The organism is Streptomyces caeruleatus (assembly GCF_001514235.1).
In the GTDB taxonomy this organism is placed as follows: domain Bacteria; phylum Actinomycetota; class Actinomycetes; order Streptomycetales; family Streptomycetaceae; genus Streptomyces; species Streptomyces caeruleatus.
The window spans coordinates 178,254-192,533 of record NZ_KQ948936.1; the positions used below are offsets into that span (position 1 = coordinate 178,254).

Below are 14,280 nucleotides of genomic sequence, written 5' to 3' on the forward strand. Positions count from 1 at the left end.
CCCCGGCCCGAGCCGGTGCTGCGTTCGGCGTCAGCGGACGTGGTCCACGTCGACGAGGTCGACGCGGACACCGCGGCCGCCGATGGCGCCCACGACGGTGCGCAGAGCGCGTGCGGTGCGGCCGTTACGGCCGATCACCTTGCCGAGGTCGTCGGGGTGGACCCGGACCTCCAGCACGCGTCCGCGGCGCAGGTTGCGCGAGGCGACCTGCACATCGTCCGGGTTGTCGACGATGCCCTTCACGAGGTGCTCGAGAGCCTCCTCGAGCATGCTCAGGCCTCGGTCGACTCGGACTCGGCCGCGGCCTCGTCCTTCTTGTCAGCCTTCTTCTTCTGGGTGATCGCCTCACCCTTGCCCTCGTCGTCGCCACCGAGGGCCTCGAACGAGGGGCGAGCCTTCTTCGGCTCGGCGACGAGCAGCGGCGCCGGGGCGGGCTCGCCCTTGAACTTCTGCCAGTCGCCGGTCTTCTTGAGGATCGCCATGACGGGCTCGGTCGGCTGCGCGCCGACACCCAGCCAGTAGGCGACACGGTCCGCGTCGACCTCGATGACCGACGGGTTGTACGTCGGGTGGTACTTGCCGATCTCCTCGATCGCACGACCGTCACGACGGGTACGGGAGTCGGCGACGACGATGCGGTAGTGAGGCGAACGGATCTTGCCCAGACGCTTCAGCTTGATCTTGACTGCCACGGGAGTGGGTTCTCCTGGATTTGACGTGGTTGGGCACGGCGAGAATGCCGCGTGGGGTTGCGGTACCCGAGTGCCCGATGGACGCGTCAGCCGGAGGAGAGAGGGGTCCTGTGCGACTGTCGAGTACAGCTAGCCATTGTGCCACACACTGCGGGTCACCTCCGGCGGAGGGGGCGGCGAGGCTGTGCGGGCACGCTTGACAGGCACCCGGCGCCCCGGGTGCCGCGAAGGTCGGCCGCGGTACCGGCCACAGCGGCACCCGACGCACACGTGCGTATCGACGCCGTACGTCCCGACCGGCAGCCACGAGATGCCGGTGCGCGACGAGGCGCTACGCCGCTCCGACCACCTCGGGAATCCGGAACGGCTTCCCGCAGCCGCCGCACACGATCGGCGCCTGCGCCAGCACCGACGGAACGACCCGGACGTTACGGCCGCAGTCGCAGACCGCCTTGACGCGGACGCCGCCGCCGGAGGAGCCGTGGCGGGCGGCCGGGCCCCGGAAGGTCCTGCTGGTGTCGGCGGAGGTCGCCGCGGTGTGGGCCTTCAGGGCGCGCTGGAGGCGTTCGATGGTCGGGCGGTAGCGGCGCTTGGCCTCGGGGTTGAGCGTGACCAGGGAGAAACCGCTGCTCGGGTGCGGTTCCTCGGGGTGGTCCAGGCCCAGCTCCTCGGCGATGGCGAGGAATCTGCGGTTGTGGTAGCGGCCGGCCCGGGAGGTGTCGCGGACGCCGCGCGCGGCGGCGATGCCATGGACTGCCTCATGAAGCAGTCGCTCGAAGGAGAGCTCGTGACCGCAGGCGGACGACGACTCCCCGATCAGTGACTCTGGCGCGGCGAGATCCGGCAGCTCGGGGTGGTACCGCTGAATGTCGGCCCACGCCTGCGCCAGCTCTGCGGCGAGAACAGGTGGTGTCTGTGTCGTGCTCACGTAATGACAACGAGCCGGAGTGCCGCTGTGTTCCGATTCCGGGCCATCCCAAATAATTTGCACGTACCCGTCAGTTGCGAATGATGCGCCACGACGAGGGCGGGTGCGCCGATCTGCGGAGAAGCCTCACAGCTCATACCAAGGTGGTGCGTAGTCTGACGTACGCCCCGGCGCGTACGCCCTGTCCACGCGCCGGTGTGGTTGTGGTTCGCGCATGCACAAGAGGCGATTCGGCCGCTCTCGCTCCCCACCGGCGTCAGCTCAGTAAGCGCGCGCCACGACCGCGACGTTACCGGGCGCGTCGTCGGCGTCCGGCACCGCCCCGTCCTCGGTGACCAGACACCGTACGGTCACCGCGTGCTCGGCCAGCCTGGCCTCGCCTTCTTCGCCGAGCGTCGCCCACGGGACGCGCGCCCAGCCGCCGGCGACGGCCGCCTCGACGGCCTCGTCGACCGTCGTCACGTCGGTGGTGCGGGATTCTCGGCGCTCGCGGGCCTGGGTCAGCAGCAGCGCCTGGTCCTCTTCGAGGACCGTGGGGAGCAGTCGTACCAAAGACTCGATGGCCACCGGCTCCTTGCCGCCCGGGATGCGGCGGGCCAGCATCGCGGTGCCGTTCTCCAGGTCACGGGGGCCGACCTCGATGCGGACGGGCACGCCCTTGAGCTCCCAGTCGACCGCGCGGCGGCCGAAGGGGGTGTCGGTGCGGTCGTCGACATGGACGCGGACGCCTGCCGCCGTCAGCTGATCGCCGATCTCGCGGACCTTGGCCAGAACCGCTTCGTCGCCCTTGATGGCGAGGACGACGGCCTGGATCCCCGCGAGGCGCGGCGGGACCCTGAGGCCGTTGTCGTCGCCGTGCATCATCACGAGGGCGCCGATCATGCGGGTGGTCGAACCCCAGGAGGTCTGCCAGACCAGTTCCTGGGTGCCGTCCTTCGACAGGTACGAGGTGTTGAAGGCCCTGGCGAAGTTCTGGCCCAGCTCATGGCTGGTCGCCATCTGGAGGGCCTTGCCGTCGCCCATCATGCCTTCGAGCGTCAGGGTGTTGACGGCGCCGGCGAAGCGCTCCTTGACGGTCTTGCGGCCGGCGACGACGTCCATGGCGAGGACGTTCACCATGAAGTCCTCGTAGACCTCGCGGTGGATGTGCGCGGCGAAGTCCCGGGCGTCCTCGTAGGTGGCGTGCGCGGTGTGGCCCTCCTGCCAGAGGAACTCGGTCGTACGCAGGAAGAGGCGGGGCCTGAGTTCCCAACGGACCACGTTCGCCCACTGGTTGATCAGCAGGGGCAGGTCGCGGTAGCTCTGCACCCACTTCGAGAAGTAGTCGTTGATGATCATCTCGGAGGTGGGGCGGACGACCGCCGGCTCCTCCAGCTCCTTGCCACCGCCGTGCGTGACGACCGCGAGTTCCGGCGCGAAGCCCTCGACGTGGTCGGCCTCACGGGTGAGGTACGACTGCGGGATCAGGAGCGGGAAGTACGCGTTCTGCGTGCCCGTCTCCTTGATCCGGGCGTCCATCTCGGCCTGCATCCGCTCCCACAGCCCGTACCCGTACGGTCGGATGACCATGGTGCCGCGCACCGGACCGTTGTCGGCCAGCTCCGCCTTGGCGATCAGATCCTGGTACCAGCGTGGGAAGTCCTCCGCCTGCGGCGTCAGAACGGGTGCCTTTGCCATGGCGCGATGGTACGGGCCCACGTTGCCGGAATGTGAATTTTGGCCACGTACACAGGGAAGCCTCAAGCAGGGCTCCGCGACCCCTGGACGCGACGTCGGGTGCGGAGTTTCCTGGCATACGTGGGGATGTGAGCGCATGTCACGGGGGCCACGGAATCGGAGCCAGAGGCAACTCTCTGCGGATTGGGGCGCTTTAGATGACACCTACGCTCGTGCGGCAGCACCTGCCTCACGCGGGAGCTGCGGCCCGCGTGGACCTGTGTGCACGCGCGCGTGACTGGTCCGAGATCCAGGAGCGGATGCTGGTTCCGCTCTACGAGGCCGTCTACGAGCGAGTGGAGGCCGGCCCGGGCACCCGGCTGCTGGGGCTCGGCTGCGGCAGCGGGCTCGCCCTGCTGATGGCGGCGTCCAGAGGCGCGACCGTCACCGGCGTCGAGTCCTCCTCCCCCGAACGACTGGCCCTGGCCCGGCGGCGGCTGCTGCCCGAGGGGTGGGACACGCGCGCGCGTGCCGACACGCGGCTCGTCGACGGCTCGCCCGGCGACGCGGCCGATGCCGAAGCGCCCGCGTACACGCTGGTGACCGCGTTCGAGCCCATCGGGTGCCTCGCGGGTGACTCGGAGGGGCTCGGCGAGGCACTCGCGGCCGCGACACCGCTCGCCGAGCGGGGGGCGCCCGTGGTGCTGGCCGGCTGGGGTCCACCGGAGCGCTGCGCCACCTCGTCCGTGCTGCGGGTCGCGACCAAGCTGGCCGATCCCCTGCGCAGTACGGGCAGTTGGCGGCCCGCCCTGCGCGACGATTTGGAGGAGGTCGCCCAGCGCGCGGGGCTCAGGCCGGACGGCTCGGGGCGGGTGGCCTGTCCGTTCGGGTACGCGGACGTGGACAGTGCCGTACGGGGGCTGCTGTCGACGGGGTTGTTCGACGCGGCGATCACGGCAACCGATCGGGCCCAGGTCGACAAGGAGGTGGCGGAGGCCCTGCATCCGCATCTGCGGCCGGACGGGACGGTGTGGATGCCGAACGTGTTCCGGTACCTGATCGCCCGGGTGCCCTGAGCCCGGGGAGGGCCAGGGCCTGCCGTTCGGGTCATGTCGGCGTCGCGGGGCCCTGGGCGTCGTCCTTCGTCAGCCTCGTGATCCCCGCGATCCGGTACGCGTCCGCCTCCTCCAGCGTCTCGTTCTCCAGCAGCGCCTCGGCCAGGGCGTTCAACTGCCCCCGGTGGTCCTGGAGTTTGCGGCAGGCCTCCTCGTAGCACTCGTCGACGATCCGGCGCATCTCGGCGTCGATCACGTCGAGGGTCTGCGGGGCGGCCGCGAGCCCGTACGCCTGCTGGGGGTCGCTCGGCAGGGCGGACAGCCGGCCGACCCGCTCGCTCATGCCCCAGCGGGCCACCATGGCGCGCGCGATGTTGCTGACCTGTTCGAGGTCGTTCTCGGCGCCCGTGGTGACGACGCCGTAGACCACCTGTTCCGCGGCCATGCCGCCCAGGGCGCCGATGATGCGGCCGCGCAGATAGCCCTCGGAGTGCGCGTACCGCTCGACCTCGGGGGTCGACATCGTCACGCCGAGGGCGCGTCCGCGCGGCACGATGGTGATCTTTCGTACGGGGTCGGCGCCCGGCTGGAGCATGCCGAGGAGGGCGTGTCCGCTCTCGTGGTACGCGGTGCGCCGGCGGTCCTCCTCGGGCATGACCAGGGTGCGCTCGGCGCCGAGCTGCACCTTCTCCAGGGCTTCGGAGAGGTCCGCGCCGGTCACCTGGTCCTGTTTGCGCTTGACCGCGAGCAGGGCGGCCTCGTTGGCGAGATTGGCCAGATCCGCACCTGTCATGCCCGGGGTGGTGCGGGCCACCTGGGTGAGGTCCACGTCCTCGGCGAGCGGGATCGCGCGGGTGTGGATGCGCAGGATGGCCTCGCGGCCGCCGCGGTCCGGCGGGGAGACGTTGACGACCCGGTCGAAGCGGCCGGGGCGGGTCAGGGCCGGGTCCAGGATGTCGGCACGGTTGGTGGCGGCGATGACGATCACGCCCTCGGAGCCGGAGAAGCCGTCCATCTCGGTGAGGATCTGGTTGAGCGTCTGCTCGCGCTCGTCGTGGCCGCTCACCGAGGCGCCGCCGCCGCGCGCCCGTCCAATGGTGTCGATCTCGTCGATGAAGATGATCGAAGGTGCCACTTTGCGTGCCTCGGCGAACAGTTCGCGGACCCGGGAAGCGCCGACGCCGACGATCATCTCGATGAACTCGGAGGCGGAGGCGGAGAAGAACGGCACGTCCGCCTCGCCCGCGACCGCGCGCGCCAGCAGGGTCTTGCCGGTGCCGGGCGAACCGGCGAGCAGCACGCCGCGCGGCATCTTGGCGCCCATCCTGCGGTAGGCGTCAGGGTTCTCCAGGAAGTCGACGACGTCGTCCAGCTCGCCCTTGACCTCGTCGATGCCGGCCACGTCGGCGAAGGTGGTGCGCTCCTTGCCGGGCTGGAGCTCCACCGGCTTGGGCGGTGCCTTGCGGCCGAGCATGCCGCCCGCGCCGCCGAGCCCGGAACTCATCCGCCGGGCCACGAAGATCCAGACGGCGAGCAGGAGGACGATCGGGATCAGGGAGAACAGCAGGTTGGAGACGACGCCGCGTTCCTTCACGACCGGTTGTGCCGTCACCGTCACGTCGTGGCTCTCCAGTTGCCGCCAGAGGTCGTCGTCCGCGAAGGCCGGCCGCTGGGTCTTGAACCGGGTGTAGTCGCCGTCGCCGTCGGGGTTGTCCCGGGCCTTCTTGAGCTCGCCCTGGATCGCGTCGCCCTTGGAGTAGATCGTGTCGACATTGTCGGCGTCGACCTGTCTGCTGAACTCCGTGTAGGAGATCGTCGGCTCGTTGCCCTGGTCGAGGTACGTCAGCCCGACATAGGCGAGCAGGAACACGACCACCGCGGTGAGGAGCAGGCTCCACCAGCGACCGCGCATCCGTCGGCCACGGGGCCGCCCGGGCGGCTCGTCCGGTGTGCCCTCGGTGCGCCACGGCTGGTCAGGGGCCTTGCGTGGTGGCGCGGCATTGCTCATATCTGGACGTTACGGCAGATGCCGGGCCCCGGCATGCGCTGAGGGCGCCCCTCCTGCGGAAGGGCGCCCTCGATGACGTACGCGATCGGCTGTCAGGCCTTTGTGCTCTCGGACTCCTGAGTCCCTGAGCTCTTGGGTCAGCCCATGAACTTCTTGAACTCGTCCGGCAGCTCGAAGTCCTGCCCGGCCTGCTGGCCAGGCAGCCCGAGCGCGCCCCCGGCCTGAGCGGCGGCGGCCCTGCGGGCGGCCTCCTCCTGCTCCTGCTGCTTGCGCTTCATCGGGTTGCCGGAGCGCTGCTTGCCCTTGGCCTTCTTCGGCTGCTTCTTCGCACGGCCGGGACCGCCGCCCATGCCAGGCATCCCCGGCATACCGGGCATGCCGCCGCCCTGGGCCATGCGGGACATCATCTTGCGGGCCTCGAAGAACCGCTCGACGAGGTTCTTGACCGCGCTGACCTCGACACCGGAACCGCGGGCGATACGGGCGCGCCGCGAGCCGTTGATGATCGTCGGCTCCTGGCGCTCGGCCGGGGTCATCGACTTGATGATGGCGGCCGTGCGGTCGACGTCACGCTCGTCGAGGTTGTTGATCTGGTCCTTGATCTGCCCCATGCCCGGGAGCATGCCGAGCAGCTTGCTGATGCTGCCCATCTTCCTGACCTGCTCCATCTGGGACAGGAAGTCGTCCAGGGTGAAGTCCTGGCCCTTCTTCGACGCCAGCTTGGAGGCCATCTTCTCGGCCTCGGCCTGGTCGAAGGTCTTCTCCGCCTGCTCGATCAGGGTGAGCAGGTCACCCATGTCGAGGATGCGGGAGGCCATCCGGTCCGGGTGGAAGGCGTCGAACTCGTCGAGCTTCTCGCCGTTCGACGCGAACATGATCGGCTTGCCGGTGATCTGCCGGATCGACAGGGCGGCACCACCGCGGGCGTCACCGTCGAGCTTGGAGAGCACCACGCCGTCGAAGCCGACGCCGTCGCGGAAGGCCTCCGCGGTGTTGACCGCGTCCTGACCGATCATCGCGTCGACGACGAAGAGGATCTCGTCCGGCGAGACCGCGTCCCGGATGTCCGCGGCCTGCTGCATCATCTCCTGGTCGATGCCCAGGCGGCCGGCGGTGTCCACGATCACGATGTCGTGGACCTTGGCCCTGGCGTGCTCGATGGAGTCCTTGGCGACCTTGACCGGGTCGCCGACGCCGTTGCCCGGCTCGGGCGCGTAGACCGCGACGCCCGCGCGCTCGGCGACGACGCTCAGCTGGTTCACGGCGTTGGGGCGCTGGAGGTCACAGGCGACCAGCAGCGGCGAGTGGCCCTGCTCCTTCAGCCAGCGGGCGAGCTTGCCCGCGAGGGTCGTCTTACCGGCACCCTGCAGACCCGCCAGCATGATCACGGTCGGCGGCTGCTTGGCGAACCGCAGACGCCGGGTCTCGCCGCCGAGGATCGTGACGAGCTCGTCGTTGACGATCTTCAGGACCTGCTGGGCCGGGTTCAGCGCCTTGGAGACCTCGACGCCGAGCGCGCGCTCCTTGACGTTCTTGATGAACGTCCGGACGACAGGCAGCGCCACGTCCGCTTCGAGGAGCGCGATGCGGATCTCGCGCGCGGTGGCGTCGATGTCCGCCTCGGAGAGCCGTCCCTTGCCGCGCAGGTTCTTGAAAGTCGCTGAGAGGCGATCGGAGAGAGTATCGAACACGGCGCTCGCGGTCCTCGGGGTCGGTGGCAGCTGGAATCGCCCTCCAGGGTATCCCGGCCACGCAGGTTGCCGGGATCCCTCGGTTCAGAGCCTTGGCACAGGGTCTCAGCCCCGCAGCGTCTCCTCCACCTTGCGTGCCACGGCGGCCGCCTCCTCGCTGGGCAGCGGCGCTCCCTCGGGCCCTGTGACATAGAACGCGTCGACGGCGTTGGCACCCAGCGTGCTGACATGCGCACTGCGCATCCGCACCGCCGCGTCCTCCAGGGCCCGGCCGATCCGGAACAGCAGCCCCGGGGCGTCCTGGGCCCGCACCTCGATCACCGTGGCCAGCCGGGACGCGGCCGGATGGACCGACACCCTCGGCGGCGGGGGCACGACACCCCGGCGGCGCGGATAGGCCGCGTCCCGCTCGGCGAGGCGGCCCGCGATGTCCAGGGTGCCGTCCAGCGCGCGCACGAGGTCGGCGCGCAGCCGGGTGGCCTGCGGCAGGGAGCCGTACTCGGCGGCGACCCGCCAGTTCAGCAGCAGGACTGCGCCCTCGACACCGTCGGGCAGGTCCAGGGCGCGCAGCTCGGCCGTGCGCACGGTGAGGCGGTGCATCGCGAGGACGCCGGCCACCGCGGGCAGCACGCCCGGCTGGTCCGGTACGGCGATGAGGAGTTCCACGCCGAGCGGCTCGGGATCGCCCGAGGGCTCCTCCGACGGTGGCTCGGTCTGCGCGCGCAGGGACAGCACCGGGCTGCCGGTCGCCATGGCCTCGATGGCGAGGCGCTCCTGCTCGGCGGTGGGCGCGGCGGCCTCGGGCTCGTCCAGGTCGTCCCCCGCGAGCACGGCGGCGACCCGTTTCACCAGGTCGGCGACGAGGGACCCCCGCCAGGACGACCAGGCTGCCGGGCCGGTGGCCAGCGCGTCGGCCTCGGTCAGGGCGTGCAGCAGCTCCAGCGTGCCCTGCGAGCCGACCGCCTCGGCGACCGAGCGCACGGTGGCCGGGTCCTCCAGGTCGCGCCGGGTGGCCGTGTCGACGAGCAGCAGGTGATGGCGTACGAGGGCGGAGAGCACGGCCACGTCGTCGCGGTCGAAGCCGATCCGCGCGGCGACGTCCTTGGCGATGATCTCGCCGGCCACCGAGTGGTCGCCGGGCCAGCCCTTGCCGATGTCGTGCAGCAGCGCGGCGACCAGGAGGAGGTCGGGGCGGTGGACGCGGCGGGTGAACTCGGAGGCCCGCACGGCCGTCTCGATCAGGTGCCGGTCGACGGTCCAGATGTGCACGGCGTTGCGCTGCGGGCGGCAGCGCACCCGCTCCCAGTCGGGGAGAAGCCGGGTGATCAGGCCCTCGGCCTCCAGTGCCTCCCACACGTCGATCGTGGGGCGGCCGGAGCCGAGCAGGGTCACGAGCTGCTCTCGCGCCTCGGCGGGCCAGGGCGTGGGCAGCGGACGCACGGTGGCCGCCATACGCCGTACGGCGTGCAGGGAGAGCGGGAGCCCGGCCTGCGCGGCGGCGGCCGCGGCGCGCAAGGGGAGCACGGGGTCGCGTTCGGGGCGCGCGGCGCGGGCGAGCACCACCTCGCCGTCCTGTTCGACCACGCCCTCGGCGAGGGGGGACCTCTCCGCCGTCGGCTTCCCGCCGCCCAGCATGGCGCGCAGCCTCGGCCGCACGGCGCGCGAGCGCAGCACGCGCCCCACTTCACGCCAGGTGACATCGCTGGCGTACGAGATGACCCGCGCCGCCTCGTACACCTGCCGCAGCAGCGTGTCCGCGTCGAGCAGGCCGAGCTCGGCGGCGACCTGGTCCTGCTCCTGGAGCGAGAGCCGGTCGGTCGCGCGCCCGGTGGTCAGATGCAGGGCGTCGCGTACGTCGAGCAGTCGGCGCCGGGCGTCGGCGAGGCCCTCGCGCGGGGCGTCGGCCAGCCAGGAGGCGGCGACGGCGCGCAGGATGGTGGCGTCGCGCAGGCCGCCGCGCGCTTCCTTGAGGTCGGGTTCCAGGAGGTACTGGAGCTCGCCCTGGCGCTCGGCGCGTTCGGCGGACAGCTCCTGGAGTTCCGGCAGCCGCTTGGGCGCCTGGTTGCGCCAGTCGGCCAGGACCGCCGTCCGCAGTCCTGCCGTGAGCCCCAGGTCACCGGCGATGTGCCGGGCGTCCAGCAGACCCAGCTGGACCTTGAGGTCCTCACCGGCCGTCTTGCGGGCTTCGGCGGGCGTACGCACGGAGTGGTCGAGGGCGAGGCCGAGGTCCCAGACCGGGTACCAGATGCGGTCGGCCAGGGCGGCCACCGCGCCGGAGTCGGCGCCGTCGTGCAGCAGGAGCAGGTCCAGGTCGCTGCGCGGGGACAGCTCGCCACGGCCGTAGCCGCCGACGGCGACGAGGGACACCCCCCGCAACCCCTCGGCGCCGGCGGCGAACAGGCCGGTCAGCCACTCGTCGGTCAGTTCGGCGAGGGCGGAACGGCGCGGCGGCCCGGACCGCGCCTCCTCCGTGAGGAGACGCAGCCGGGCCGCCGCGTAGCCGCTGGGTCCCGAGTCCTCTGCATCCTTGGAAACGTCCGTGCTCGTCACCCAGCGACTCCTGTTCTGTTTTCCTGCCTCAGAGCGCGTCGGGCCCGCGCTCGCCGGTGCGGACCCGTACGGCCGTCTCGACCGGCAGGGACCAGACCTTGCCGTCACCGATCTTGCCGGTGCGGGCGGCCTTGACGATGACGTCGATCAGCTGCTCGGCGTCGTCGTCCTCGGCCAGGACCTCGATGCGGATCTTCGGGACCAGGTCGACGGTGTACTCGGCACCGCGGTAGACCTCGGTGTGGCCCCGCTGACGACCGTAGCCGCTCGCCTCGGTGACCGTCAGGCCGTGGACCCCGAAGGCCTGGAGGGCTTCCTTGATCTCGTCGAGCCGGTGGGGCTTGACGACTGCGGTGATGAGCTTCATGCGTCCACCTTCTTGCTCGCGGCCGCGGCGACCGGGGCCGGAGCGGCGCTCCGGACGGCACCGCCGCCGGCACCACTGAAGTCGTATGCGGTCTCGGCGTGCTCGGCCTGGTCGATACCGGCCACCTCCTCGTCCTCCGTGACCCGCATCCCGATCGTCTTGTCGAGGACCAGGGCGAGGATCGCGGAGACGACCAGGGAGTAGACGAGGACACCGCCGACACCGGCGAGCTGCTTCCACAGCTGGTCGAAGCTGTGGTCGCCGTAGAAGACGCCGGTGGCCTCGGACTGGCCCTTGCCGCTGGCGAAGAAGCCGATCAGGATCGAGCCGGCGATACCGCCGACCAGGTGGACACCGACGACGTCGAGCGAGTCGTCGTAGCCGAACTTGTACTTCAGACCGACGGCCATGGCGCACAGGAGACCGGCGATGGCGCCGACGGCGATCGCGCCGATCGGGGTGACCGCGCCACCGGCCGGGGTGATGGCGACCAGACCCGCGACCGCACCGGAGGCGGCGCCCAGCGTGGTGAACGCGCCGTGGCGGATCTTCTCGTAGATGAGCCAGGCGAGCATGGCGGCGGCGGTGGCCACCTGGGTGTTGACGAACATCAGCGAGCCGACGCCGTCGTCGTTGCCGAGCCAGGAACCGGCGTTGAAGCCGAACCAGCCGAACCACAGCAGGCCCGCGCCGAGCATGACCAGCGGGAGGCTGTGCGGACGCATCGGGTCCTTCTTGAAACCGACGCGCTTGCCGATGACGAGGATCACGCCGAGCGCCGCGGCACCGGCGTTGATGTGGACCGCCGTACCACCGGCGAAGTCAATCACGCCCATGTCGAAGGCCCAGCCGCCCGCGCCCCAGACCCAGTGGGCGACCGGGAAGTACACGACCGTGGCCCACAGGGCGATGAACAGCGCCCAGGCCGAGAACTTCACACGGTCCGCGAGAGCACCGCTGATCAGGGCGGGCGTGATGATCGCGAACATCAGCTGGAAGACGAAGAAGACCAGCAGCGGAATGTTGTACGTCGTGCCCGCCGAGCTCCAGAGCTCGCCCTTGTCGACGTTGCTGAGGCCGATCCAGTCGGAGTTCCAGCCGATGAGGCTGCCGGAGTCGGTACCGAACGCCATGGAGAAGCCGTACAGCACCCACAGGATGGTGACGATCCCCAGACTGATGAAGCTCATCATCAGCATGTTCAGGGTGCTCTTGACGCGGACCATGCCTCCGTAGAAGAAGGCCAGTCCCGGGGTCATGAGCATCACCAGGGCGGAACAGATGAGCATGAAGCCTGTGTTGGCGGGCGACAGCTCTACCTTGTCTGCCGCCATCATGATGGCTGGTGCCATCGGCGTCTCCTCGTCATTGGTACGGCCCCGTGCGGGCGAAGCCTGAGCGGATTGAGGGGTGGGCCGGTTATGCGCCAAGAGATTGACGCAGCGCCGTTTCGGTGAAAGCCCCTCGTTGTTTCGCCGCCGTGACGAAGGCACCCTGTGTGTTACGCCTTGATGAACTGCGAGATGTTCGGCTGCGCGATCGTTATCGTGGCGCAACCTTCATTTGAAGGAAAGGATCCGGCCGCGGTCGGCCTTCCGATGACCTGGCATGGGGGAGCCGAGTCGGGCAGTTCGGGAGGGCCGGCCGCGGCCGGGGTTCAGGGGTTGCCCCGCGCGAGCGCGCGGGGCTCAGACCGCCTCCGCGGTCTCCGGCAGCTCGACGGCGAGCTTGTCCGTCAGGTCCACGACCTCGGCGAGCTCCCCGAAGTCGCGTGCCGCGGTGTCGACCGTCTTTCGAATACGAGTGTTGACGCGCTCGGAGCGCACCTTCTTGGCGATGCGCATGGCCTGCTCCGCGTAGACCGCGCTCTGCTCGGGCTCCTGCCGGAGCAGATGCACCGTGGCCATGCCGATGAGGTTCAGTGCGTACGACCGCTGGTGCTCGGCGTCCTTCGCGAACAGGTCGACGGCCTGCTGCATCAGCGGCTCGGCGAGCGAGGCGTACGTGGGGCTGCGGCCGGCGACATAGGCGAGGTCACGGTAGGAGTGGGAGTTCTCGCCGTAGAGCTCGGCCTCGGAGAAGAAGCGGATCCAGTCGGGGTCGGGCTCGTCCCAGTCCACGGCCTCGGCGAAGGTGTCCTCGGCCATCCGGACGGCCCGCTTGCACTTGCCGGGCTGGCCCATGTTGGCGTAGGCGCGGGCCTCCATCGCATACAGCATCGACTGGGTCCGCGGGCTGGCGCAGTCCCGGCTGCCGTACTGTGCGAGGTGGATCAGCTCCAGCGCGTCGTCGGGCCGGCCGAGGTGGATCATCTGGCGGCTCATGCTGGACAGGATGTACGAGCCGAGCGGCCGGTCGCCCGCCTCTTTGGCGGCGTGCAGCGCGAGGACGAAGTACTTCTGGGCGGTCGGCTGGAGCCCCACGTCGTACGACATCCAGCCGGCCAGTTCCGCCAGCTCGGCGGCGACCTTGAACAGCTTCCTGGCGGTGGCCTCGGGGTGGGGTTCCTGGAGCAGATCGGTCACCTCGTGCAGCTGACCCACGACGGCCTTGCGGCGCAGCCCGCCGCCGCACTGCGCGTCCCACTGCCGGAACATCACGGTGGTGGACTCCAGCAGGTCCAGCTCGGGCTTGGACAGCCGGCCACGCGCGCGCGAGGACGGGACGGGCCGGGGCTCCTGGTACGGGACGGGCGGCGCGGGGACCAGCCAGCGCTGCATCGGCTCGATGAGGGCCGGGCCCGCGGACAGGGCCAGCGAGCTCCCGAGGAAGCCGCGCCGCGCCAGCATCAGGTCGCTGCGCGAGAACTCGCTGAGCAGGGCCACCGCCTGCGGGCCCGTCCAGGGCAGGTCGATACCGGACACGGAGGGTGACTGCCGGGCGACGCGCAGACCGAGGTCCTCGACGGAGACGACGCAGCCGAACCGCTCGGAGAACAGCTCGGACAGGATCCGCGGGATCGGCTCGCGGGGGTTCTCGCCGTCCAGCCAGCGGCGCACCCGGGAGGTGTCGGTCGAGATGTGGTTGGCACCCAACTGGCGGGCACGGCGGTTGACTTGGCGGGCGAGTTCGCCCTTCGACCAGCCGCTGCGCACGAACCAGGACGCGAGCAGCTCGTTCGGGCGCTTGTCAGCGTGCGATGCGCCACCAGCACTCGTACCGCTTCCGCTGTTGCCGCTCACTGGAACGCCCCCATCCCTTGGACCACTTGTCATCGAGTGCGCCAAGCCCTATCAGAATGCCGGTAAATTCGGTCGTCCGTCCGGCACTTGTCACCCTTCGAACGGAAAGCCGACTTGCCCCCGGCATACCCACGAGCGCATGTGCCCCGAG

General features: G+C 70.5%; 11 protein-coding genes. 1 reads left to right on the forward strand and 10 read right to left on the reverse strand.

The features are described from left to right. Positions 1-30: 30 nt before the first annotated feature. The 4 genes from AQJ67_RS33850 to proS form a co-directional block, all read right to left on the reverse strand. A complete protein-coding gene (locus AQJ67_RS33850; protein WP_003973401.1) occupies positions 31-270 on the reverse strand; it encodes an RNA-binding protein in 240 nt (79 codons plus the stop codon). 2 nt (positions 271-272) lie between these two features. Continuing rightward, positions 273-692: a 30S ribosomal protein S16 gene (gene rpsP / locus AQJ67_RS33855; protein ID WP_062723175.1), complete on the reverse strand. Its 420-nt coding sequence runs from the start codon at positions 690-692 to the stop codon at positions 273-275. Positions 693-1,023: 331 nt separating this feature from the next. Then, positions 1,024-1,620, reverse strand: a complete 597-nt coding sequence (locus AQJ67_RS33860; RefSeq protein ID WP_003997568.1) for a hypothetical protein — start codon at positions 1,618-1,620, stop codon at positions 1,024-1,026. A 261-nt stretch (positions 1,621-1,881) separates the two neighbouring features. Beyond that, entirely contained in the window at positions 1,882-3,297 is a 1,416-nt protein-coding gene (gene proS, locus AQJ67_RS33865) for a proline--tRNA ligase (RefSeq protein ID WP_062723176.1), read from the reverse strand. Positions 3,298-3,494: 197 nt separating this feature from the next. Between proS and AQJ67_RS33870 the strand changes: the two genes are divergently transcribed. After that, positions 3,495-4,352 carry a methyltransferase type 11 gene (locus AQJ67_RS33870; protein ID WP_062723177.1) on the forward strand — a complete coding sequence of 286 codons (858 nt, stop codon included), beginning with the start codon at positions 3,495-3,497 and terminating at the stop codon, positions 4,350-4,352. A gap of 31 nt (positions 4,353-4,383) precedes the next feature. Here AQJ67_RS33870 and ftsH read toward each other — a convergent pair whose 3' ends face one another. From ftsH to nsdA, 6 genes are all read right to left on the reverse strand, one after another. Further along, positions 4,384-6,339 (reverse strand): ATP-dependent zinc metalloprotease FtsH, encoded by a 1,956-nt coding sequence (ftsH, locus tag AQJ67_RS33875; protein ID WP_079056312.1) that lies wholly within the window; start codon positions 6,337-6,339, stop codon positions 4,384-4,386. A gap of 137 nt (positions 6,340-6,476) precedes the next feature. Next, positions 6,477-8,030, reverse strand: a complete 1,554-nt coding sequence (ffh, locus tag AQJ67_RS33880; RefSeq protein WP_062723179.1) for a signal recognition particle protein — start codon at positions 8,028-8,030, stop codon at positions 6,477-6,479. Positions 8,031-8,135: 105 nt separating this feature from the next. After that, a complete protein-coding gene (locus AQJ67_RS33885) occupies positions 8,136-10,580 on the reverse strand; it encodes a [protein-PII] uridylyltransferase (protein ID WP_062723180.1) in 2,445 nt (814 codons plus the stop codon). 28 nt (positions 10,581-10,608) lie between these two features. Next, entirely contained in the window at positions 10,609-10,947 is a 339-nt protein-coding gene (locus tag AQJ67_RS33890; protein WP_003997576.1) for a P-II family nitrogen regulator, read from the reverse strand. Then, positions 10,944-12,299: an ammonium transporter gene (locus tag AQJ67_RS33895; protein ID WP_062723181.1), complete on the reverse strand. Its 1,356-nt coding sequence runs from the start codon at positions 12,297-12,299 to the stop codon at positions 10,944-10,946. Before AQJ67_RS33895 ends, AQJ67_RS33890 begins: the two co-directional genes overlap by 4 nt. A 336-nt stretch (positions 12,300-12,635) precedes the next feature. Continuing rightward, positions 12,636-14,129: a transcriptional repressor NsdA gene (gene nsdA / locus AQJ67_RS33900; protein WP_062723182.1), complete on the reverse strand. Its 1,494-nt coding sequence runs from the start codon at positions 14,127-14,129 to the stop codon at positions 12,636-12,638. Positions 14,130-14,280 lie beyond the last annotated feature (151 nt).

Excerpts from the sequence above, each read along its gene's own strand:
- AQJ67_RS33850 (WP_003973401.1), bottom strand. The coding sequence starts at position 270 with ATGCTCGAGGAGGCTCTCGAGCACCTCGTGAAGGGCATCGTCGACAAC.
- AQJ67_RS33870 (WP_062723177.1), top strand. The coding sequence starts at position 3,495 with ATGACACCTACGCTCGTGCGGCAGCACCTGCCTCACGCGGGAGCTGCG.
- AQJ67_RS33890 (WP_003997576.1), bottom strand. The coding sequence starts at position 10,947 with ATGAAGCTCATCACCGCAGTCGTCAAGCCCCACCGGCTCGACGAGATC.
- ftsH (WP_079056312.1), bottom strand. The coding sequence starts at position 6,339 with ATGAGCAATGCCGCGCCACCACGCAAGGCCCCTGACCAGCCGTGGCGC.
- AQJ67_RS33895 (WP_062723181.1), bottom strand. The coding sequence starts at position 12,299 with ATGGCACCAGCCATCATGATGGCGGCAGACAAGGTAGAGCTGTCGCCC.
- proS (WP_062723176.1), bottom strand. The coding sequence starts at position 3,297 with ATGGCAAAGGCACCCGTTCTGACGCCGCAGGCGGAGGACTTCCCACGC.